The sequence below is a fragment of the Erythrobacter sp. S249 genome, assembly GCF_057364975.1.
In genome coordinates this window covers 2,345,202-2,365,256 of the sequence record NZ_CP200287.1, presented here as the reverse complement: position 1 = coordinate 2,365,256, position 20,055 = coordinate 2,345,202, and the positions used below count along the sequence as shown (strand labels likewise).

Genomic DNA, 20,055 nt, shown 5'->3' with positions numbered 1-20,055 from the left:
CATCCCTAGTCTGCGCACATGGGAGGACACATTATGCATTATTTCTGGTACGGCCCCGCACTTTCCATGGCTTTTATTGGTATGGGGCAGCAGGCCGGAGATCAGTCGATTGCGCCCAGCTTCACCAATCCGAACACAGAGATTTTGAGCCTGGAAGAAGAGCGCAATGAGCGCATGACCGTGCCAGTGACCATTGATGGCGCCGGCCCCTACAACTTCATGATCGACACTGGCAGCCAGGCGACCGCCGTCACGCACGGTATCAATGATACGCTGGGTCTAGAGTCGCTTGGCACCGCAACTCTGGTAGGCATGGCCAGCCGCCGCCCAGTTGAAGTGGTTGAGTTGGACAGCCTCGAGCTCGGCGGTAGCACGATCCATAACCTTGCAGCCCCGGTTCTCTATAAAGATCACGTTGGTGCGGACGGCATCATCGGGCTCGACACATTGCAAGATTTCAGAGTGCTGATCGATTTTCGCGATGAGACCATGGTGATCGAAGACGTCACCAAAGAAAAAGCCAGCCAGCGTGGTTTTGAAATCGTGGTTCGCGCCCGTCACAAGCTGGGCCAGCTGCTGATTACCAATGCTGAGGTTGAAGGCGTAAAAACCACCGTGATTATCGATACGGGCGCGCAGGCCAGCCTCGCCAATAATGCGCTGCGCCAACGCATTCGCACGAAGCGTGCCGCGACGGTCCAGACCACTGATGTCAACGGCGTGTCCGCCTCCGGAGAAATGTCGTTCGTAAGGAGTCTGGAGATTGGCGGGGTGACCCTCAAGAATGTGCCGATCACCTTTGCTGACACGCCAGCCTTTGAAGCGCTAGGCCTGAAGGATAAGCCAGTGCTGTCCCTGGGCATGAACCATCTGAGGATGTTTGACCGGGTCGCGATCGACTTCTCGCGGCAACGCGTTCTGTTTGACCTGCCTCGCTCGGTTGGCCGCGACTTTCGCCGGAATCAGCCGACAAGCCGATACTAAGAAGGCTCTTAAGAGAACACAGCCGCCTGAGAACCTTGCGCTTATGCTGAGGTGCGCCCACATGGTCGCCACCGATGCCGCCTGACACATCCACTTCTGCTGACCATGCAAACCGCCCGCCCGAGGCGGAAAGCTGGGCAACGCTCAAGCGGTTTCTCCCTTACCTCTGGCCAAAGGACAATCCGGGCCTGCGCTGGCGGATTGTTATAGCGATGGTGCTCGTGCTCGCGGCTAAGGGCGTCACTCTAGCGCTGCCGTTCGCTTATAAGCACGCCGCCGATGCGATGGCCGGTCCGGTCAGCGAAGGCGCAACAGTGGCGTTGGCCTTAGTGATCGCTTACGGGCTAGGCCGCTTCACCTCGCTGCTGTTCGACAACCTGCGCAACATCGTGTTCGAACGCGTTGGTCAGGCTGCCACCTTGAGCCTGGCGGAGGATGTCTTCCACCGCCTGCACCGCCTCAGCCTGCGCTTCCATCTGTCGCGCCGCACGGGCGAGGTTACCAAGATCATCGAACGCGGCACCAAGAGCATCGACATGATGCTCTACTTCCTGCTGTTCAACATCGCGCCCACCGCCATTGAGCTGATTGCGGTGGGAGTGATCTTTTACCTCAATTTTGGCTGGGAACTGGTTGCTGCAACCGCTGTCACCGTGGTCACCTATATCGCGGTCACCCGCTGGATCACGGAATGGCGCACAAAGCTACGCCGCGAGATGAACGACCTTGATGGTCAGGCATTGCACCGTGCAGTCGACTCGCTTCTGAACTTCGAAACAGTCAAATATTTCGGCGCTGAGGAGCGCGAGGAAAAGCGTTACAGCCAAGCAGCGCGGGCCTATGCCGAGGCTGCGGTCAAGAGCGAAAACTCGCTCGGCCTGCTCAACATAACGCAATCGCTGATCACCAATGCCCTTATGGCGGGCGCGATGGCCTACACCGTTTGGGGCTGGAGCAAGGGCGAGCTGACCGTTGGTGATTTGGTACTGGTCAACACCTTCCTGATGCAGCTGTTCCGCCCACTAGATCTGCTGGGCTGGGTGTATCGCACGATCCGCCAGGGCCTCGTCGATATGGCGGAGATGTTCCGATTGATGGATACAGAGGTAGAGGTGCGCGATGCGCCGGGCGCTCCAGCGCTCATCGTTCGCAAGCCGCATCTGGTCTTTGACAATGTGACCTTCGGCTATGATCCAGAACGCACGATCCTTCACGGGCTTAGCTTTGAAGTGCCAGCCTCTGGCAATGTCGCAATTGTCGGCCCTTCCGGAGCAGGCAAGAGCACCATCGGGCGGCTGCTGTTCCGCTTTTACGATCCCACCTCCGGCCGCATCTTGATCGATGGCCAAGACATCGCTGAGGTCGCGCAAGCCAGCGTGCGTGAGGCAATCGGCATCGTCCCGCAGGACAGCGTGCTGTTCAACGACACGCTGCACTACAACATCGGCTACGGCGCCGCTGATGCGAGCAACGACGTGATCGAACGGGCCGCGCAAGACGCAGCGCTAACGCCGCTGATCGAAGGTTTGCCCGATGGCTTTGAAACCATGGTCGGCGAACGCGGGCTTAAGCTGTCCGGCGGTGAGAAGCAGCGGGTGGCAATTGCTCGCACACTTGTGAAAGATCCGCCGATCCTGCTGCTGGATGAGGCGACGAGCGCGCTCGATACGCGGACGGAGCAGGAAATTCTGGCCACCTTGCGCCGCATTGCCGCTGGCCGCACGACCATCGCGATTGCGCACCGGCTCTCAACAATTGCCGATGCGGATCAGATCATCGTGCTGGAGGCCGGACGCTTGGCCGAGCAAGGCACACACGCTGAGCTGCTGAATAAGCGCGGGCTCTATGCTGAAATGTGGGCGCGGCAGGCCAATGAAAACGCTGAAGAAGAGGCGGGCGGCACGAAGCAGTGAGAGGCCAGAACGCCCCTCACCGCTTCCATGTCTCGCGTTTATTCGCCGCCAGCGGGCGCCGCAGCGGCTGACTTGCGCAAATCACTTGCGGCCAGATCGAGATCGTCAAAAGCGATCACTTCAACCTCGCCGCGCAGAGCCTGAAGGTCTTCCAAGAAGTCTTCAGCCTTGCCGACGATCACCAGAGATGTGCGATCCTTGGTCAGATATTCCGCCGCGACCTGAGCCGCTTCTTCCGCACTCACGTCCGACAGACGATCCGCAATCTGGAACGCCTCATCCGGCTCGAGCCCGCGCAGCATGGCGCTCGCAACCAGGCCGTTGAAGCCTCCGCTTGTCTCCAGGCTGCGCGCAATCGCTCCGCCTAGGAACAAGCGGCGCTTCTCAATCGCGTCTTCGCTTGCCGGCTGAGCGCTCAGCTTCTCAAACTCTTCAAAGAAGACCGCCGCAACATCATCGGCTGTCGCATGGTCAGTCTGCGCAATTGCGCGCCAAACGGCGGCATCGGCCAGCTGAGGCATTTGCGAATAGGCACCATAGGCTAGCGCGCGCTTGGTCCGAACCTCTTCGAACAAGCGCCCGTTGGAACCGGAGCCCAGCACCGTATTAGCCAGCCAGACGGGATAGAAGTCCTCATCCGAGCGCGAGATGCCGCGAACGCCGGCAATCACGGCCGCTTGGCCTGCATTGGGCATATCGATCACCAAAGTGCGCGGGGCAGTGCCGCTGCCCGCTGGGTTCGCGACCATTGCGGGCGGTGCGCTGCTCGCTTCCCACTCGCCGAACAGATTGCCTGCCAGTGTCGCCGCTTCGTCCGCAGCAATGCCGCCGCTCACGACGATCTTGGCCGTCTGCGGATGCCAATAGGCCGCGCGGGTTGCCAGCAGGTCTTCGCGGGTGATGTTCGGAATGCTGCTGACTGTGGCGACCCGGCCATAGGGCGCATCGCCGTACATCACGCGGGTCGCGACCAATCCAGCGAGCGAGCTTGGATCTTTGAGCGTTGCGTCAATTCCATCCATCGCGCGCTTGCGTTCCCGCTCCAGCTCCTCGGTCGGGTAGCTGGCGTTTTGAATGATATCGACCAGCACCTCTCCGGCTTTGTTCAGATTGACCGTGGGCGCGGTCAGGCTCGCAAAAGTCCCGTCCGGGCTGCTGCTGATATTCAGCGATGCACCAAGCGATTCCAAAGTCGCGGCAATTTCTGGCGCGCTGCGCGTGGCTGTGCCCTGATCGGCGAGGCTTGCGACGAAACCGGCAAGGCCAGCCTTGTTAGCGGGATCGCTCGCGTCCCCACCCGGGAACACAATGGTGATTGTTGCGATTGGCACGTCGCTGGTCTGCGTCGTCACCAACGGAATGCCATTGGCGAGCGTGCTCGTCACGAAGTCGCTGCGCACAACCTCCGGCGCGTCAATCGGAGCTGGCGGCGCCATGCGCTCCCCTTCAGGAAGCAATTCCAGCGGTGCGCCCGTGGCAGGCGGCACCGTTCCATAGGCTGGGCGCGGCACTGGATTGGCATAGGTAGACGGATCATCCTCACCAGCCGTGTAGGTCATCGACACTTTCGCATTTGGATCGAGCCATTTGGCCGCAACCCGTTGCACGTCTTCCGCGGTGACGGAGGCAATTCGGGCAAGCCGCGCATCGGCGGCATCGGGATTGCCGGTTGAGACCAAGGCCTCACCCAGCTCAAAAGCGCGCCCGCGAACCGTCTGGCGCTGAGACAGGGCTGAGGAGAAAATCTCGTTCTTCGCCTCGGTCAGCTCCGCATCGGTCACTGGCTCTGTGCGAATTCGTTCGATCTCTGCATTCAGAATGGCGTTTGCTTCTTCAGAATTTGCCACAGGACTAAGCACGGCAAAATTGGCAATGAAGCCGCCATCCATCGTCATTGTGTCAAAATGCGCGGCTTGTACTGCTTTACCGCTGCGGACCAAAGCCGTGTGCAGGCGGCTGCTTTGGCCACGAGCCATGATCGCGGTGAGCACTTCAATCGCTGCTGCGTCTTCGCTGCTAACAGGTGGCGCTTTCCAAATTCCGCCAACCACTGGCAAAGGCACATTGGGCGCGGTGGCGGCGATGGAGCGCGGCTCTGTGCGAACGGGTTCATTGCCCTCGATCTCGAGGCTGATCGGATTATCCCGCGGTTCAATATCGGCAAAATATTGATCGACCAGCGCACGCAGCTTTTCCATTTCGAAATTGCCGGCAACGATCAGGGTCGCTGTATCAGGACCGTAATAGGCCTGATGAAACGCTCGGGCGTCATCCAAAGTCGCCGAGTCCAGATCTTCGATTGATCCAATGCCAGGGCGGCGCATCGGCAGCACATCATAGGCGTTTTCTGGAATCACGAATCGCTGAAGCCGGCCATAGGGCGGTGCGAGCACGCGGGTGCGCAGCTCTTCCTTTACGACATTGCGTTCGTTCTCAAACACCTCGGCATCGACCACGGGGAATGCCATCCGCTCGCGGTGGGTCCACAGCATCGTCTCGAGATATTGCGCGGGCACCGTCTCGAAATAATTGGTGCGATCAATCCAGTTGGAGGCATTGCGCTGGCCGCCGACATCCTCGGTCAGCTTATTGATCATATTGTACGGCATGTTCACCGTCTTGCGGCTGAGGATATGCTCGAACAAATGCGAAAAGCCGGAGCGGCCTTCTGGGTCATGCTTGGAGCCAACTTTGTACCACAGCGACGTCGTGACATTGGCGGTGGTGTTGTCTGGCAGGGCGATCACAGTCAGGCCGTTGTCCAGCTGCCAGCGGGTGTATTCGATTTTCGGGGCGGAGAGGGTTGGAGCCTCCTGCGCGGCATCACCGGAATGGTCATCGGCAACGGCAGGTACGCCCATGGCCAAGGCAGCGGTTGCAACGCTGGCAAGGAAAGTGCGGCGAAATGTCTGAATGATCATGCTTTCAGTCCCCAATCATGAAAGTGTTGGGCACTGTTAAAGCGTTCTTAGCGCGCAAGCTCAAGCAATGATCGCGGGCTCGCTCGCCGAAGGGTTGAGAATCATCGACCTGCGTCGTTTGCGAGCTGCTTTAGTGTAGCCATCGCCTCAAGACGCCGGTCCCAGGGCACAAACAGATGATCGTGATGAAACGCCGCGATGACATTGCAAGAGATACCGGCCTGAGCCAGCGCTGATGATACGGCGGCGGTCAGGCCCACGGCTTCCAGATCAGAGTGCACTTGCAAGGTGATCCGCGCAAACCGCGGCAGGCCTTCTGTCATCTCCAATTCTTGATCGAGTGGAAACACATAAGTACTGCCCTCCTCCTCGAGCATGGAAGCAAACACGTCAGTGAGCTCTATCGAGAAATCGGTCCAGCGATCTTCGGGCATGAACACATATGGCAGATCGTGCAGCAGCGGATCCATGCCGGCCAGCATCGCGGCCAAATCGCTGACGGGCCCGCCGATCAAAGGATGTATTTCGACAGATCGGTATTACCAGCCAGCTCGGTCAGGCGGCCGCGCACATAATCGGCATCGATTGTGATCGTCTCGCCCTGGTGCTCTTCGGCCTCAAAGCTGATCTCTTCGAGCAGCTTTTCCATGACGGTTTGCAAACGCCGCGCACCGATGTTCTCGACGCTCTCGTTCACTTGAGCAGCGATCTTGGCGATCTCGCTGACCGCATCATCTTTGAAATCCAAGGTGACATCTTCGGTGCCGATCAGCGCGCGATATTGCTCGACCAGATTGGCCTTGGTCTCGCCCAGGATACGCACGAAGTCCTCTTCCGTCAGCGCACGCAGCTCGACCCGGATCGGCAAGCGGCCCTGCAGTTCTGGGAGCATGTCCGATGGCTTGGCCAAATGGAACGCACCGCTGGCGATAAACAGCACATGGTCCGTTTTCATCGGGCCATATTTGGTGCTGACCGTCGTGCCCTCAATCAGCGGCAAAAGGTCGCGCTGCACGCCCTCTCGGCTGACGGAGCCGCCGCGCACATCGGACACGGCAATCTTGTCGATCTCGTCTAGAAACACGATTCCGTTGGTTTCCGCATTGCGCAAAGCCGTTTGCGCAACATCGTCATCATCGAGCCGCTTGTCCGCCTCTTCGTCGACGAGCTTGTCCCACGCCTCTGGCACGCGCATTTTTCGGCGTTTTGTGGGTGTCTTGCCCAGCGCTTTGCCCATCATGTCTGACAGGTCGATCATGCCCATATTGCCGCCCATATTGCCCATATCAAACGGCATGTTGGGCGCCTCGGTCACATCGATTTCGACCTCAACCTCGTTCATCGCGTCTTGAATGATGCGCTGGCGGAAGCTCTCGCGGGTCGCCTCTGAGGCGTTATCACCGACCAAAGCGTTGAGCAGGCGCTCCATTGCGGCATCAGAGGCGGCTTCACGCACGGCCTCGCGGCGGCGCTCTTTTTCGAGCCGGATTGCTTCTTCAGCCAGATCACGGGCGATCTGCTCCACATCGCGGCCGACATATCCGACCTCGGTAAACTTGGTCGCCTCGATCTTTACGAATGGCGCCTCGGCTAGCTTCGCGAGGCGGCGGCTGATCTCCGTCTTACCGCAGCCTGTTGGCCCGATCATCAGGATGTTCTTTGGCGTCACCTCATCGCGCAAATCCGCGTTCAGCCTCTGCCTGCGCCAGCGATTGCGCAGCGCCACCGCAACGGCGCGCTTGGCGTCTTTTTGGCCAATGATATGCTCATCGAGCGCAGCAACAATTGCCTTGGGTGTAAGATTGTCTGTCATGATTATCCGTCAGGAAGAAAGAGGAAGCTCAGCGGTCAGCGAGCTTAAACTGTTTCGAGTGTCACATTGCCATTGGTGAAGACGCAAATATCCGCTGCCACGGCCATTGCCTTGGTCGCGATTTGCTCCGCATCGCTCTCATAATCAGCCAGCGCTCTCGCCGCAGCCAGCGCATAATTGCCGCCCGACCCAATTGCCGCGATGCCGCCTTCCGGCTCCAGCACGTCGCCATTGCCGGTCAGCACCAGCAAAGTCTCGCTGTCCGCCACGATCATCAAAGCCTCTAGATTGCGCAGGTATTTGTCCGTCCGCCAGTCCTTGGCGAGCTCCACTGCAGCGCGCAGCAATTGGCCGGAGTACTGCTCCAGCTTTTTCTCAAGCCGCTCAAACAAAGTGAACGCATCGGCGGTCGCACCTGCGAAACCAGCAACAACCTTGCCGCCCTCGCCTATCCGGCGAACCTTGCGCGCATTGGGTTTCATCACGGTGTTGCCCATGGATACCTGACCATCGCCCGCGATGACGATTTTGCCATCGCGCTTCACGCCAACAATGGTGGTGCCGTGCCACTGGGTCAGGCCGTGGCTCGCCGTATCGTTACTCATGGCAAGCGATATGGGCGCTCAATTCTGGCAATCAAGCTAGCGCTATTGCGCTCCAGTCGGTCCGACACCGGAGCCAACCGTGCCGATATTGCCGAACAGGTCTTCTAGGAAACCGCGCTCTCGGCCCAAGGTCGGCGTCTTGTCGCCATCCGGTGAGAGGAACACGACTTGATCCAACCCAGCGTTTTCCACGGAAGCTACGTTGCCCGCCGCATCAAACTTAACCGCCAGAACGGAATGCTGCTGAATGCGCGGGCGCACCAATGGACGGCGGCCCGTGACGCTGGAAACATAATACCAGGTTGGGTCGCCATATTGGCTGGTAAAACTTGGGCGGCCCAAGGTCCCTTCGACAGAACGCTGATTATCAATCCCCGGCTGGATCGATTGCAGCAAGACGTTGTCGACGACATAGCCGCGTGTCTCTTGAATAGAAGAACACCCGGCCAGCGCCAGTCCAGCCCCAGCCCCCAAGGTGAGCGCGCGGGCCTTGCGCCAGATGTTCGCGCCCGCTGCACTATCAAGCCTATTCATCGTGTCCGCCAATCCTTCAATTCATGACCAATGTAAGGCCATCTATTGCCGCACTTCAGCGGCTTCCTATATCACATTTTGCAAGGCTTTAAGCGGCTGACCCGCACCTTGCAACGCCGCTGTCTATCGCAGCTGGGGTGAATTGGTTGAATTCTGGCTGAATGCGACAGAGATTTGTGCTCGCAAGGCTGAACTTTGAGGCGAAAGGGCCCTGAATGTCATTCCTATCGAAAATGCTCGGGACCGCGCCTGACCCGCGCGAGAAAGTGCGCCCGCTGTGGCATCGCGTCATCGAGCTTGCGCGCGAGCCGAGCTATTATTCGGAATGCGGCGTCGATGACAGCGTGGATGGCAGGTTCGACATGATCACCGCTGTGCTCAGCGTCGTGATCCTGCGCGTTGAGGCAGCTGAAATGCGCAGCGAAAGCGCCCTACTGGCCGAGCTGTTCGTTGAGGACATGGAAGGGCAATTGCGCGAATTTGGCGTCAACGACGTGGTCGTGGGTAAGCGTGTTGGCAAATTGATGGGCGTGCTGGGCGGCCGTCTAGGCGCTTATCGCAGCGCCTTTGGCGAGGGCGATTCTGCCAAGATCACGGATGCCGTCGCGCGCAATGTGACCTTTTTGGAAGGCCGCGATGAAACCGCCTCGGCCGCATGTGTTTCCGGCAAGCTGCAAGATCTCTCGGTTCGTCTGGCGGCGCTTAGCGATGAGCAAGTGATCAAGGCAGAAGGCGTAGAATGAGCACGCCGGAACTCAGCCGCATGGTCAAAGCCCGGCCTCTGCCAGCAAAGCCCATTGTGGTTGAGGCAGATGAGGCCGAAAGGGCTGCGGTCGCAATCCGGTTTTCGCTCGCCAGCATATCGTCCCTGAGCGCCGAAATCTTTCTGGAAGGTGCGACAACCGGCGGGGTGCGCGCCCATGGAACCATGCGTGCAAAATTCATGCAGATCTGCGCCGTATCGGGCGAGGAATTTCCGGTTGAAGTGAGCGAGGAGATTGCGCTCAAATTTGTCGATGCGGAGACGACCCGCGCGGCCCTCGCCGATGCGACTGAAGACCTCGAGATCGAATTGTCCGATGAAGACCTCGACGAGATTGAATATTCAGGCGACGCCTTTGATCTAGGAGAAGCGGTCGCGCAAAGCCTGGGCCTGGCGATTGATCCTTACGCCGAGGGGCCAAACGCCGATGCAGCCCGCGAAAAGGCTGGGATTGTCGCAGAAGGCGAGCAAGACGGCCCGATGGCAGACATGCTGGCCGCGCTTAAAAAGAGCTAATCCGCCTTCCACGGATTGAAGAACAGCTCTTCCACAGCGACATCAAAATAGGCCGCCAAACGGTACGCCATCGGCAGTGAGGGATCGTATTTGTCAGCCTCCACCGCGATGATCGTCTGGCGCGAAACCTCCAGAGCCTCGGCAAGATCAGCCTGATTAAGGCCCCGCCCTTTGCGCAGATCGCGCAGGCAGTTCTTCATTCTGCCACGCCCCGGCCGCGGAATTTCCAGAAAGCATAGCAAAAGAGCGCTAGGCCTGCTTGCGCCAAGAACATGTAGAATGCGCCTTGGGAAAACTCAGTGTGATGAGTATTGTTCGCGATCAGCCATACGAGGAAGACACCGCCACCCGCTGTGCTTCCCCAGTACCAGCTGCTTAGCTGGCCTTGCTTTTGAACGTCATCGAGGCTTCTCCACCACGGTATGGATAGCGCAAATGCACCAGCAAACAGTGCAAGGAATATCGGGAATTTCACGAGGGAATTGTCGCCAAGAATTCCTTCTCGGGAAATGAAGCCGATGGCTAAGCCGCATATGACAACGCCAACTGCGGCAATTGCTGAGTAGCGCAGCAGACGCTGATTGTATTTTGACTTAAGCACGATGCGGGTGACTCCTCTTGAGAAATTTTCATTGCCACTTCGACAATGTACAAACCTTTTAACATTTTTCCGTGAATGTCAAACTCTTTTGACATTCTGTATTTCAGCAAACAAAAAGCCCCGCAAAACTCGCTGCGAGGCTCTTTGATGTTTGGATTGGTTTGAACCGATCAGAACGGGATGTCGTCGTCGAGATCATCGTAACCTCCGCCGCCGCCAGCGTTTCCGCCGCCTTGGTTGCCCCCACCGGAGCCGCCGCCACCTTGGTTCCAGCCGCCACCACCGCCTTGGCCGCCGCCTGAGCGGCCACCACCACCGCCGCCTTCGCCGCGGCCATCGAGCATGGTCAGCGTGCCATCATAACCGCGCAGCACCACTTCGGTGGAATAGCGATCATTGCCCGATTGATCTTGCCATTTGCGGGTCTGAAGCTTGCCTTCGATAAAGACTTTTGACCCTTTCTTGAGGTAGTTTTCGACCACGTTGACGAGGCCTTCGGAGAAAATCGCGACAGTGTGCCACTCTGTCTTTTCCTGACGCTCACCCGTGTTGCGATCCTTCCAGGTTTCGCTGGTCGCGATGCGCAGATTGGCGACCTTGCCGCCATTTTGGAAACTGCGAATTTCGGGATCAGCGCCCAAATTGCCGATCAGCATTACCTTGTTGAGCGAACCCGCCATGTCTTGAAACCCTTTGCTTGTGTTGCCTGAGAACGCGGCAATGCCCGCGGCCCGTGTTTGCGATTCCCTATTGTCATAAGCGAGCGGGCAAGCAGAGGCGAGCGCTGAACGCGCTTATCCACCTCCATCTTGGCGGTAACCTTATGTGCTTGGGTAACGCAGGCGGCCAAGGAAGCGCGACAGGCTGAACGTCTCGCGCTCTCCGCCCAAAAACTTCGCTTTGGCTTTTTCAAACTTCATAACGCCATCAATGCGGCGATCGAGGAAGGCATAGGTTGCCTCTTTGCCCTCACTGTCATCATTGACGAAGACAGCCAAAGTCGCGCTGTAGATCCCGGCCAGGATCGTGCGCTTGGTGTAGTGATTGTAATCGGTCGCGGTGTCGCCGGCGAGCCGCCACATCAGATCCGCTGAGTTCCAGCCGATCTTAAGCGATGCGGGCGCATTATGCGGCATTGCCATGATCGAGAGCGCGCGGCGCAAGGCCTCATCGAGCCCATCAATCGCTTTCAAACGAAACGCGACGAGTTCACGAATGCGCTCGCGAATTTTCAGCTCACCCAGCTTTTCAGCGGGCCATTCCGCTTCCATCTGCGCGTCGATATTCTCGATCCAGGCTGTGATCATGTCCATCGCACCGCCAGGATAGGCCAGCTTTGCAACATCTGGATCAGCGCCCGCCATATCTGCGGCCGCAAGCAGCGCCGTCTCGTTCCAGCCATCAAAGATGGCCGAAGCCGCGATATCCGGAGCCAGCGCGATGCGCAGCTCATCCAGAGTCATGTCAGAAAAATCGCTCATATCAAAAAGAAGGCCCGTAATTGCGATCCGTTCCCTTTTCTTCGCGTTCTTTATCGGCGCGCGTGAACTCCGCGAGGATCGCGCTGTTGGAATTCATCAGCTCAACATAATCCCGCGCAGAGCGCCCGGAATTGTCATTGCGGTCGGGATCAGCTCCCTTGTCCAGCAGCAGGCGGATGACCGCGGTGTCGCGCCGGTGTACGGCGGCGATCAGCGGCGTCTCACCAGATTTATCACTGACATCGACCTGCGCGCCGCGCTTGATCAGTTCTTCCACTCCGTCAACAAAGCCAAGCGTGGTGGCCATCTGCAGCGGGGTCACTCCCTTCTTGTCGCGGATATTGGGATTGGCCCCGCGCTGCAGCAGAAAGCGCACCCAAACGGTGTCGCGGCGAGCCACCACAATGTGCAAACCCGTCTCGCCAGAGGTGATGTCGCGGCTGTTGACGATGGTCGTGCCTGGCTCGTTCAGGAAAGCGGTCGCCGCATCGCCGTCTCGCTCTTCAACCGCTTTGAGAAACTCAAAACCATCGGAGAAACCTTGCGCGGCGAGCGGCGCTGTCAGCACCACACCGCCAAGCCCCATGGCCGCTGCTCCGCCGCACGCCAATACCGCCGCAGCGCCAAAACTACGTAAAAATGAGCGCCCCAAGCTTCTATCCTTTCACATTTCCTGCCAGATCATTATTGAGGGCGCAGTTAAGCGGAGCCCCAATGCTTCGATCCTTTTGAACTAAGCTCAGTTAGCAGACCATGAACCAGCGCGCCAACACCTTGAAGCCAGCCCCACGTTTTTTCGCGAGCCTTGCGCTTGCCGCCAGCCTGGCATTGGCAGGCTGCTCTGGCATGCCAAGCGCCGCCGCAGACGTGGGCGAGCCGCCGCTGGCCGGCGCAGACATCGGAGGCCCGTTCGAGCTGATCAGCTCCACCGGGGAAACCGTGCGCTGGGCGGATTTTGATGGGCAATATCGGATCGTCTATTTCGGCTTTGCCTTTTGTCCGGACATATGCCCCACCGATGTGCAGCGCATGATCCAGGGGCTTGGCCAATTTGCCGAGAGTTCGCCGGAACGCGCTGGCAATATCCAGCCGATTTTCATCTCGGTTGATACGGAGCGCGACACACCGGAGATCGTCGGCGAATTCACCTCTGCCTTTTCCGATGATCTGATCGGCCTCACCGGCAGCGCCGAACAGGTCAAAACAGCAGCGGACAATTTTCGCATTTATTATGAGCGCGGTGATGACACGCCGGGCGGCGGCTATCTGATCAACCATTCGGCCATCACTTACCTGTTTGGGCCGAATGGCGAGCCGCTCGCCACTTTGCCGACCGATCAAGGGCCAGAGGCGGTCGCAGCAGAACTCGACAAATGGGTGAGCTAAGAGACGAATTTTGGACGCTTAAGCTGGCTGAGCTTAACCGCGCCGAATGGGAGGCCCTATGCGATGGCTGCGGGCGCTGCTGTCTGCACAAGATCGAAGACGCTGACACGGGCGAGATCACAGACACCAATGTCGCCTGCAAATTGCTCGATTGCGAAAGCGCGCAGTGCAGCGATTATCGCAACCGCAAAGCCTTCGTGCCCGATTGCCTGCGCTTAACGCTGAAGATCGTGGAAGATGTGCCCTGGCTGCCTTCGACCTGCGCCTATCGGATGCGAGCGGAGGGACGCGATCTGCCAGAATGGCACTATCTGATCAGCGGCGACCGAGAAACGGTGAAGCATGCCGGCATGTCAGTGGCAGGCCGGGTTGTGAGCGAGAATGACGCTGGCCCGCTCGAACATCACATCGTCGAATGGGGCGAAGGCGTGGACAGCTCGCCTTTCGTAAAGGCAGCGCCATGATCGATTGGCTGCGCCGCGCAGAGTCTGACGAGCCGGTCACTCACGAGATAGAGCTGGGCGATCAGATCTTGCCGATTGCGCTCAGGCGCATGAAAAATGCCAAGCGGCTGACCTTGCGCCTTGCGCCGGATGGCAGCGAAGTGCGCATCAGCATGCCAGCCTGGGCGCGCACGGGCGAGGCACTCAATTTTGCCCGCTCCCGCACAGAATGGTTGACCGAGCAATTGGCGCGCATCCCGCGCCGCTGTGCGCCTCAGCCCGGCGGTGAGATCCTGTTTCGCGGGGAGCCATTAGTTGTCGAGTGGTCGCAGGATGCTCCGCGCCGCCCGCGTAAGGTGGGCGATCAGATACAGGTTGGCGGGCCGGAAAACGCGCTGGAGAAGCGCCTTAAGAGCTGGCTCGAACGCGAGGCTTTGGCGCTGTTCGAACAAGACGTGTCGGACTATTGCGAGCGCGCCGACCTGGGAAAAGTGCCCGTTGGCTTGTCCCGAGCGCAAAAACGCTGGGGCAGTTGCTCTGAGAAAAACCAAATTCGGATCAATTGGCGATTGGTGCAGGCACCAGACTTTGTCAGGCGTTCAGTCGCCGCGCATGAAGTCACCCATCTGGTTCATTTCGATCACAGCCCGGCATTCTACGCTCTGCTCGAGGATCTCTATGAAGAGGACATCAGCCGTGCCGACCGCTGGCTAAAGAAGCAGGGCCGCACGCTCTACGCCAGCTTTGGCTAGGATGAGCGCACACTCAAAAGCACCACTGGCATAGCGCCCATTTGCGCCCTATATTACCGCCATGCTGTCGAAATCGCGTTTCAATCCAAAGGCCGGTATTGCAGACTTCTGGTCGGAGTTTCGCAAGCCCAACCCCTATCGCTGGCCGATCCTGTTCGTGTCTTCGCTGCCGTTTGCGCTCATCATGTTGTGGGCAACATCCGAAACCGCCTATATGCCGCCAGAGCGCCCAAGCGTGACCTACATCACCAGCTTCGCGCCGGATCGCACGGATGACGAAATCATCGCCTCCAACGAGGAAAATCAGGCCGCCAAAGACGCGCGCGCTGCCCGCATCGCGGAATATGAACAGCGCAAGCGCGATGCCTATAAGGCCCTTGGCGCAGCTAGCGGGTTCGACGTTGAAGAAATGGAGCGCCAAGCGGAGGCGGACCGCGCCGCGGAAGCCGCCGCCGAAGCGGCACGCCTAGAGGCGCTTTCCTCCCGCAACGAGCAAACGTCGTCGGCGAGCAGCGAAAGCGAAACGCCATAACCTTGCGCGCCGCACATTCCGACGATGTCTGGATGGAGGCTGCCGCGCGGCTATCTGCCCGCGCCCGCCCACTCAGCCGCCCTAACCCCGGTGTAGCCGCGCTGATCGTGCGTGATGACCAGCTGATTGCTCGCGGTTGGACGCAGCCTGGCGGCCGCCCGCATGCAGAGGCGCTTGCCCTGGCGGCGCTTGACCAAGACGGCGCGAAAGGCGCGACGATTTACGTCACGCTAGAGCCCTGCGCGCACAAATCAGAACGCGGGCCATCCTGCGCCGACTTGCTGGCTTCCGCTCAGCCAGCGCGGGTTGTGATTGGACATAGCGACCCTGATCCTCGCACTGCGGGCGCTGGCGTAGAACGACTGCGCGCCGCCGGAATTGACGTCACTATCCTTGACCATGCGGGCGCAGAGCGCAGCCTTTCGGGTTATTTGACGCGGGTTAAGCTCAGCCGTCCCTTTGTGACGCTGAAGCTCGCAATGTCATTGGATGGATGCATCGCGCTGGAGGATGGGACCAGCCAATGGATCACAGGCGAAGCTTCCCGCGCTCATGTTCATACTCAGCGGGCCCGCAATGATGCGATCCTCGTCGGGGGCGGCACATGGCGCGCGGATGAGCCGCGTCTCAATGTTCGCCTGCCCGGCCTTGAAGCGCGCAGTCCATCGCGAGTTGTGCTGACCCGCCGCGAGGCGCCAGAGGGTGTTCAAGCCATTGCCGCGCCAAGCGAGATCGGCGGGCTTGAAGGCGTGCAGCACCTCTATGTTGAAGGCGGCGCGCAGACAGCGGCAAGCTTTCTGAAAGAAGACCTCATTGACGAACTTCACCTGTACCGCGCGCCCATCGTCATTGGCGACGGCCTGCGCGGTCTAGGGGCTTTGGAGCTTAGTTCGCTGGACGCGGCGCATGGCCGCTGGGCCAGTGCAGATCATCGCCAGCTTGGCAGAGACACGTTCACGTCGTATCTGCGTCAGCGCTAACAAGGAACGCAATCATGTTTACCGGAATTGTTACCGCCATCGGCGCGATCCAATCCCTCGACCAGCGCGGCGATTTGCGCGTTCGGATTGCGGCGCCATTGGACCCTGCGCGGATCGATATTGGCGCGTCTATCGCGTGCTCTGGAGTGTGCCTGACAGTTATTGATCGCGGCGGAGAGGCGGGCGATGCCTGGTTTGATGTGGATGTCTCAGGTGAGACCGTGTCCTGCACAGTTCGAGACATGTGGACCCAAGGCCGGACGCTCAACATCGAGCCAAGCCTGCGCGTTGGCGATGAGATTGGCGGCCATATCGTGACCGGCCATGTCGATTCGATTGGCGAGGTTGTTCTGGCGAAAGAGCAAGGCGATTCGTGGAAAGTCGCGATCCGCGCGCGGGCTAGCATGGCCCCCTTTATCGCAGCCAAGGGATCGATCACGGTGGATGGCGTGTCCCTGACGGTGAACGATGTGCGCGACCGCCAAGACGGCGCCTGCGACTTTGCGCTCAATATCATTCCGCACACCAACGAGGTCACCACTCTTGGCCAGCTAACGGTGGGAGATCAGGTCAATCTCGAAATTGACGTGCTCGCGCGCTATCTTAAGCGGATGCAGAGCCTGCAAGCGGTTCGCTAGCTTTCGTCCGCCTCATCGTCGGACTCATTTGAGACGAGCGGCCCAAAGGCGAAGCTTTCAGCGGTGATCTCATAGACGATGTGAAGCACCCGCCTCCCCTGATATTGGGTAAGCTCGGTGCGGCGCGAACGCTCAGCACCAATGTTCTCCAGCGCGATGCGCGAGCGATAATTGGTCTCGCCCACTCGAAAATCGACGCGCGCGACACTTTCAAAAGCGTGTTCGAGCATCAATCGCTTCATTTCGGGATTGAGGCCGCGGCCCCAATAGCGCGGGGCAATAAAGGTCCATCCGATCTCAACCGATCCGCCGTCCGCTTCATCATACGCCTGAAACCGGGTCGACCCGATGATCGCATCTTTGGTCTTGTCGATAACCGCCAAGGCCCCGCCCTGCGCCAACGCATCGTCAAAGAACGGGCGGAACACATCCTCGCGCCAGCGATCATGCATCGGGTGCTGTTCCCACACGGCGGGATCAGAGGCGATAGAAAACAGCGCCTCCCAATCCTCTTCTTGTAGAGGCCTTAAGAGAACCCGCTCACCTTCTAGGGTTGGCTGACGGTCCACCCGCGATTGCCCTTACACAGTGACGTCAGCAACAGCGGCGATGAACCGGTCGATATTGCCCATATTAAGGCCAGCAATGTTGATCCGGCCCGATGCGGCCATATAGATCCCATGCTTCTCGCGCAGTGTCGCCACTTGCTCTTTGCTAACAGGAAGCACGGAGAACAGACCATTTTGTTGACCCAGCGGCGTCAGATCGACCCCGCCGGTCTGTCCCGCCGCGGCTAGCCGGGCGCGCACTTCGCTCATCCGCTCACGCATTGTGTCCAGCTCATCAAGCCAAACCCGTGTCAGCTCGCCATCACGCAGGATCTCGCGCACAGCAGAGCCGCCATGGTCAGGCGGCATAGACCAGCTGGCCCGCGCTAGCGCATTGGCGTTCGAAAACGCCTTGTCGAGCACCGCCTGATCGTCGGCCAGTATGTAAAACGCCCCGACCCGGTCGCGGTACATGCCAAAGTTCTTGTCGCAGCTGTAAGCGATGAAGGCCTCCGGCACTTTCGCCAGCACGCTGCGCAATCCAGCTGCATCTTCTTCCAAACCATCACCCAGCCCTTGATAGGCGGTATCGATGATCGGGAAGATGCCGGTTTCCGCGATGGCATCGCCAATCGCGTCCCATTGCTCGGCGGTGTATTCCACGCCCGTCGGGTTGTGACAGCAGCCATGCAGAAGGATGCCGGAATTGGGCTGCCCGGAGCGAATGGCCTCCAGCACGCCATCGATATTCGCGGTGCCATCCGCCTTGGCGTGCTCAAACGGAGCAAACTCCATTGCAATATCACGAAAGATTTGCGCGTGGTTGGGCCAGCTTGGCGTGCCCATATACAGCCGCTCTAGCCCAGCTTTCTGCGCCAGCGCCGCCGCGAGACGAACTGCGCCGGTCCCGCCGGGAGTCTGCATCCCAGCGATGCGCCCACCCATCGTCGCATCATCGCCAAAGATATAGGGCATCAGCGCATTGACGAAGCCCATGTCGCCTTCTGGCCCGAGATAGCTTTTGCTGTCTTGCGTATCGACCAGCCGCTGTTCTGCCGCCTTGATCGCGGCGAACACCGGCGTGTCGCCGTTATCCGTGCGATAGACACCGACACCAAGGTCGATCTTATCGGTGCGACTGTCGTCGGCATAAAGCTTGATCAGCGCGAGCAGCGCGTCGGGCGATTGGGTTTCGAGTCGATTGAGCATAACGCCATGCGCAATGCCGCGTGGCGAGCAATGCCGCAACCAGCTTTTGCGCTATTGCGACCGAGTTATGCGGAACAAATCACGATTTGCTTAGAACGGCAGCCAGCGCTGCTTCTTGGAAAACTTCATATAGCCCGCGTTCACGCCCAGCCGCAGGCCAGCGCCGACACGGATTGGGATCAACACAACGTCGCCTTTGCGCATGTAGCTCGCGTGCATACCGCCTACGAGATAGGCTTGGCCTTCGCCCGCTGGATAGCGCTCGTACAGCTCCTCGGTGTCGTGGAGGTTATAGACCAGCACAAAGGTGTTGCCTGCATTGGCGCCAGCATCAAAACCAATTGATGGACCAGTCCAATAGACTTTCCGCTCGCCTTCGATCTTGTGGTGCAATGTGCCTGAGCCATAGCGGGCGCCGACGATGAAAGCGCCGCCAGCCTCGCGGCCGATGATATAGCCGTTTGGCTCACCCTGCTTCTTAAGCAGATCTTCGATCAGTCCGGCCAGGCCCTCTGCGCCTTTGCCGAACACGCCTTCAGCTGCACCGATCAGGTCGTCTTCGCCGTAAGTGTCAGCATTGGCTGTTTGGATCGTTGGATCCGCGCCAACTTCACCGCTCGCATCGGGGTTCGACCATTCAGGGGCCGTCTGCGTATCGGTCGAATAGGTGGCGAACTCATCATCAAAGGTTGGCTGCGCTGGCTGGGACGCAGGTGCCGAGACGCCCCATGCAGTCGAAGTGCCATCGTTCGCTGGCACCGGCACGGGGGCATTGCTGCCCGTTGCTGCGGCGCTGGCCGGATCGAGCAAGTCGCCATCGATTGGCGCAAGGTCGGCCTGGGCCGAAGCATCATAAGCCTCGTCTGGATCGAATGTTTCCACCCCTTGGGCAGACAAAGGCGCGCTCAAAAGCGCGATACTTCCCGCGAATGCGATACCCGTGCGAGTGATCAGCTGCTGTAAAACCATCAGGTTTAACCTTCCTATTGCCATTTTCAGGCCTGTTCAGGGCCGAGCAGAGTCCTTTGCTGCACGCGCGACAATTACCTGGCGATGAATCGAATCGAAAACACGATGAACCGAATCGATTTCCCGGTGGATCGCGCAAATAGGGCGGTTTAAGGCGCGGCTGGTACGCGTGATCGAAGCCCGAGCCCGCCCGCGTCGCCCAATAGATCCGCCCTATCCGCTGCCCCTCGCCAATTTTTTGAAAAGAGGTACCTTGCCGCTGGCAATCGCCGCGCCTATAGCGCGCCTTCGCAGCGAAAACGCAGTGCGAGCGTTGCGGAGACGTGGGTGAGTGGCTGAAACCAGTTCCCTGCTAAGGAACCATACCTACTACGGGTATCGAGGGTTCGAATCCCTCCGTCTCCGCCACCATCTTTCAGGAATGTTGATTCAGGCTGCGCGGCGATATTCGCACGCGGACTATGCCC

23 protein-coding genes and 1 tRNA gene are annotated in these 20,055 nt (G+C 59.2%); 11 read left to right on the top strand and 13 right to left on the bottom strand.

Translation table 11 applies throughout. The features are described 5' to 3' along the window. Positions 1-33 precede the first annotated feature (33 nt). Positions 34-984 carry a retropepsin-like aspartic protease gene (locus AC0V6V_RS11225; protein ID WP_486165468.1) on the top strand — a complete coding sequence of 317 codons (951 nt, stop codon included), beginning with the start codon at positions 34-36 and terminating at the stop codon, positions 982-984. 74 nt (positions 985-1,058) lie between these two features. Next, on the top strand, positions 1,059-2,897 hold the full coding sequence (locus AC0V6V_RS11220) for an ABCB family ABC transporter ATP-binding protein/permease (RefSeq protein ID WP_486165467.1): 1,839 nt from the start codon (positions 1,059-1,061) through the stop codon (positions 2,895-2,897). 38 nt (positions 2,898-2,935) lie between these two features. Here AC0V6V_RS11220 and AC0V6V_RS11215 read toward each other — a convergent pair whose 3' ends face one another. From AC0V6V_RS11215 to AC0V6V_RS11195, 5 genes are all read right to left on the bottom strand, one after another. Next, positions 2,936-5,818: a M16 family metallopeptidase gene (locus AC0V6V_RS11215; protein ID WP_486165466.1), complete on the bottom strand. Its 2,883-nt coding sequence runs from the start codon at positions 5,816-5,818 to the stop codon at positions 2,936-2,938. A 101-nt stretch (positions 5,819-5,919) separates the two neighbouring features. Beyond that, complete coding sequence (locus AC0V6V_RS11210) at positions 5,920-6,333, bottom strand: ACT domain-containing protein (RefSeq protein ID WP_486165465.1); 414 nt, start codon at positions 6,331-6,333, stop codon at positions 5,920-5,922. After that, on the bottom strand, positions 6,330-7,631 hold the full coding sequence (gene hslU / locus AC0V6V_RS11205) for an ATP-dependent protease ATPase subunit HslU (RefSeq protein WP_486165464.1): 1,302 nt from the start codon (positions 7,629-7,631) through the stop codon (positions 6,330-6,332). Before hslU ends, AC0V6V_RS11210 begins: the two co-directional genes overlap by 4 nt. A gap of 44 nt (positions 7,632-7,675) precedes the next feature. Beyond that, complete coding sequence (hslV, locus tag AC0V6V_RS11200; protein ID WP_486165463.1) at positions 7,676-8,236, bottom strand: ATP-dependent protease subunit HslV; 561 nt, start codon at positions 8,234-8,236, stop codon at positions 7,676-7,678. Positions 8,237-8,278: 42 nt separating this feature from the next. Beyond that, the gene (locus tag AC0V6V_RS11195) at positions 8,279-8,770 is read right to left on the bottom strand and encodes an outer membrane protein assembly factor BamE (protein ID WP_486165462.1); all 492 of its coding nucleotides are present in this window, start codon (positions 8,768-8,770) and stop codon (positions 8,279-8,281) included. Between the two features lie 215 nt (positions 8,771-8,985). Here AC0V6V_RS11195 and AC0V6V_RS11190 point away from each other — a divergent pair, with 215 nt between their 5' ends. Both AC0V6V_RS11190 and AC0V6V_RS11185 read left to right on the top strand, forming a co-directional pair. Then, entirely contained in the window at positions 8,986-9,513 is a 528-nt protein-coding gene (locus AC0V6V_RS11190; protein ID WP_486165461.1) for a ubiquinol-cytochrome C chaperone family protein, read from the top strand. Continuing rightward, entirely contained in the window at positions 9,510-10,049 is a 540-nt protein-coding gene (locus tag AC0V6V_RS11185) for a YceD family protein (protein WP_486165460.1), read from the top strand. The genes AC0V6V_RS11190 and AC0V6V_RS11185 overlap by 4 nt, the downstream gene beginning before the upstream one ends. Here the strand turns inward: AC0V6V_RS11185 and AC0V6V_RS11180 are convergent. The 5 genes from AC0V6V_RS11180 to AC0V6V_RS11160 all read right to left on the bottom strand — a co-directional run bounded on the left by AC0V6V_RS11180 (position 10,046) and on the right by AC0V6V_RS11160 (position 12,783). Next, positions 10,046-10,249 (bottom strand): helix-turn-helix transcriptional regulator, encoded by a 204-nt coding sequence (locus AC0V6V_RS11180; RefSeq protein WP_472639636.1) that lies wholly within the window; start codon positions 10,247-10,249, stop codon positions 10,046-10,048. The two genes, AC0V6V_RS11185 and AC0V6V_RS11180, sit on opposite strands and share 4 nt — an antisense overlap. Continuing rightward, on the bottom strand, positions 10,246-10,650 hold the full coding sequence (locus tag AC0V6V_RS11175; RefSeq protein ID WP_486165459.1) for a hypothetical protein: 405 nt from the start codon (positions 10,648-10,650) through the stop codon (positions 10,246-10,248). Before AC0V6V_RS11175 ends, AC0V6V_RS11180 begins: the two co-directional genes overlap by 4 nt. A 170-nt stretch (positions 10,651-10,820) precedes the next feature. After that, a complete protein-coding gene (ssb, locus tag AC0V6V_RS11170; protein ID WP_486165458.1) occupies positions 10,821-11,330 on the bottom strand; it encodes a single-stranded DNA-binding protein in 510 nt (169 codons plus the stop codon). A 141-nt stretch (positions 11,331-11,471) separates the two neighbouring features. Next, complete coding sequence (locus tag AC0V6V_RS11165; RefSeq protein WP_486165457.1) at positions 11,472-12,131, bottom strand: COQ9 family protein; 660 nt, start codon at positions 12,129-12,131, stop codon at positions 11,472-11,474. 1 nt (position 12,132) lies between these two features. Beyond that, complete coding sequence (locus tag AC0V6V_RS11160; RefSeq protein ID WP_486165456.1) at positions 12,133-12,783, bottom strand: ankyrin repeat domain-containing protein; 651 nt, start codon at positions 12,781-12,783, stop codon at positions 12,133-12,135. Positions 12,784-12,884: 101 nt separating this feature from the next. Here AC0V6V_RS11160 and AC0V6V_RS11155 point away from each other — a divergent pair, with 101 nt between their 5' ends. From AC0V6V_RS11155 to AC0V6V_RS11130, 6 genes are all read left to right on the top strand, one after another. After that, positions 12,885-13,517: an SCO family protein gene (locus tag AC0V6V_RS11155; RefSeq protein ID WP_486166336.1), complete on the top strand. Its 633-nt coding sequence runs from the start codon at positions 12,885-12,887 to the stop codon at positions 13,515-13,517. Further along, positions 13,505-13,981 (top strand): YcgN family cysteine cluster protein, encoded by a 477-nt coding sequence (locus tag AC0V6V_RS11150; RefSeq protein WP_486165454.1) that lies wholly within the window; start codon positions 13,505-13,507, stop codon positions 13,979-13,981. Before AC0V6V_RS11155 ends, AC0V6V_RS11150 begins: the two co-directional genes overlap by 13 nt. Beyond that, positions 13,978-14,712 carry a M48 family metallopeptidase gene (locus AC0V6V_RS11145; RefSeq protein WP_486165453.1) on the top strand — a complete coding sequence of 245 codons (735 nt, stop codon included), beginning with the start codon at positions 13,978-13,980 and terminating at the stop codon, positions 14,710-14,712. Before AC0V6V_RS11150 ends, AC0V6V_RS11145 begins: the two co-directional genes overlap by 4 nt. Before the next feature lie 61 nt (positions 14,713-14,773). Then, entirely contained in the window at positions 14,774-15,244 is a 471-nt protein-coding gene (locus AC0V6V_RS11140) for a hypothetical protein (RefSeq protein WP_486165452.1), read from the top strand. A gap of 32 nt (positions 15,245-15,276) precedes the next feature. Further along, positions 15,277-16,224 (top strand): bifunctional diaminohydroxyphosphoribosylaminopyrimidine deaminase/5-amino-6-(5-phosphoribosylamino)uracil reductase RibD, encoded by a 948-nt coding sequence (gene ribD / locus AC0V6V_RS11135; protein WP_486166089.1) that lies wholly within the window; start codon positions 15,277-15,279, stop codon positions 16,222-16,224. Positions 16,225-16,238: 14 nt separating this feature from the next. Further along, positions 16,239-16,862 (top strand): riboflavin synthase, encoded by a 624-nt coding sequence (locus tag AC0V6V_RS11130; protein WP_486165451.1) that lies wholly within the window; start codon positions 16,239-16,241, stop codon positions 16,860-16,862. Here AC0V6V_RS11130 and AC0V6V_RS11125 read toward each other — a convergent pair. The 3 genes from AC0V6V_RS11125 to AC0V6V_RS11115 all read right to left on the bottom strand — a co-directional run bounded on the left by AC0V6V_RS11125 (position 16,859) and on the right by AC0V6V_RS11115 (position 19,588). Next, positions 16,859-17,431, bottom strand: a complete 573-nt coding sequence (locus AC0V6V_RS11125; RefSeq protein WP_486165450.1) for a GNAT family N-acetyltransferase — start codon at positions 17,429-17,431, stop codon at positions 16,859-16,861. The two genes, AC0V6V_RS11130 and AC0V6V_RS11125, sit on opposite strands and share 4 nt — an antisense overlap. Before the next feature lie 12 nt (positions 17,432-17,443). Beyond that, positions 17,444-18,619 carry an amino acid aminotransferase gene (locus tag AC0V6V_RS11120; protein WP_486165449.1) on the bottom strand — a complete coding sequence of 392 codons (1,176 nt, stop codon included), beginning with the start codon at positions 18,617-18,619 and terminating at the stop codon, positions 17,444-17,446. Positions 18,620-18,709: 90 nt separating this feature from the next. Continuing rightward, complete coding sequence (locus AC0V6V_RS11115; RefSeq protein ID WP_486165448.1) at positions 18,710-19,588, bottom strand: DUF1134 domain-containing protein; 879 nt, start codon at positions 19,586-19,588, stop codon at positions 18,710-18,712. 317 nt (positions 19,589-19,905) lie between these two features. Between AC0V6V_RS11115 and AC0V6V_RS11110 the strand changes: the two genes are divergently transcribed. Then, a tRNA-Ser gene (locus tag AC0V6V_RS11110) sits at positions 19,906-19,996 on the top strand. Positions 19,997-20,055 lie beyond the last annotated feature (59 nt).

Bases quoted from the DNA above. Each gene is read 5' to 3' on its own strand.
- AC0V6V_RS11150 (WP_486165454.1), top strand. From the start codon at position 13,505: ATGGGTGAGCTAAGAGACGAATTTTGGACGCTTAAGCTGGCTGAGCTT.
- AC0V6V_RS11155 (WP_486166336.1), top strand. From the start codon at position 12,885: ATGAACCAGCGCGCCAACACCTTGAAGCCAGCCCCACGTTTTTTCGCG.
- hslU (WP_486165464.1), bottom strand. From the start codon at position 7,631: ATGACAGACAATCTTACACCCAAGGCAATTGTTGCTGCGCTCGATGAG.
- AC0V6V_RS11195 (WP_486165462.1), bottom strand. From the start codon at position 8,770: ATGAATAGGCTTGATAGTGCAGCGGGCGCGAACATCTGGCGCAAGGCC.
- AC0V6V_RS11185 (WP_486165460.1), top strand. From the start codon at position 9,510: ATGAGCACGCCGGAACTCAGCCGCATGGTCAAAGCCCGGCCTCTGCCA.
- AC0V6V_RS11120 (WP_486165449.1), bottom strand. From the start codon at position 18,619: ATGCTCAATCGACTCGAAACCCAATCGCCCGACGCGCTGCTCGCGCTG.
- AC0V6V_RS11165 (WP_486165457.1), bottom strand. From the start codon at position 12,131: ATGAGCGATTTTTCTGACATGACTCTGGATGAGCTGCGCATCGCGCTG.
- AC0V6V_RS11145 (WP_486165453.1), top strand. From the start codon at position 13,978: ATGATCGATTGGCTGCGCCGCGCAGAGTCTGACGAGCCGGTCACTCAC.
- AC0V6V_RS11130 (WP_486165451.1), top strand. From the start codon at position 16,239: ATGTTTACCGGAATTGTTACCGCCATCGGCGCGATCCAATCCCTCGAC.
- AC0V6V_RS11140 (WP_486165452.1), top strand. From the start codon at position 14,774: ATGCTGTCGAAATCGCGTTTCAATCCAAAGGCCGGTATTGCAGACTTC.
- AC0V6V_RS11180 (WP_472639636.1), bottom strand. From the start codon at position 10,249: ATGAAGAACTGCCTGCGCGATCTGCGCAAAGGGCGGGGCCTTAATCAG.
- hslV (WP_486165463.1), bottom strand. From the start codon at position 8,236: ATGAGTAACGATACGGCGAGCCACGGCCTGACCCAGTGGCACGGCACC.
- AC0V6V_RS11115 (WP_486165448.1), bottom strand. From the start codon at position 19,588: ATGGTTTTACAGCAGCTGATCACTCGCACGGGTATCGCATTCGCGGGA.
- AC0V6V_RS11215 (WP_486165466.1), bottom strand. From the start codon at position 5,818: ATGATCATTCAGACATTTCGCCGCACTTTCCTTGCCAGCGTTGCAACC.
- AC0V6V_RS11225 (WP_486165468.1), top strand. From the start codon at position 34: ATGCATTATTTCTGGTACGGCCCCGCACTTTCCATGGCTTTTATTGGT.
- AC0V6V_RS11220 (WP_486165467.1), top strand. From the start codon at position 1,059: ATGCCGCCTGACACATCCACTTCTGCTGACCATGCAAACCGCCCGCCC.
- ribD (WP_486166089.1), top strand. From the start codon at position 15,277: ATGGAGGCTGCCGCGCGGCTATCTGCCCGCGCCCGCCCACTCAGCCGC.
- AC0V6V_RS11190 (WP_486165461.1), top strand. From the start codon at position 8,986: ATGTCATTCCTATCGAAAATGCTCGGGACCGCGCCTGACCCGCGCGAG.
- ssb (WP_486165458.1), bottom strand. From the start codon at position 11,330: ATGGCGGGTTCGCTCAACAAGGTAATGCTGATCGGCAATTTGGGCGCT.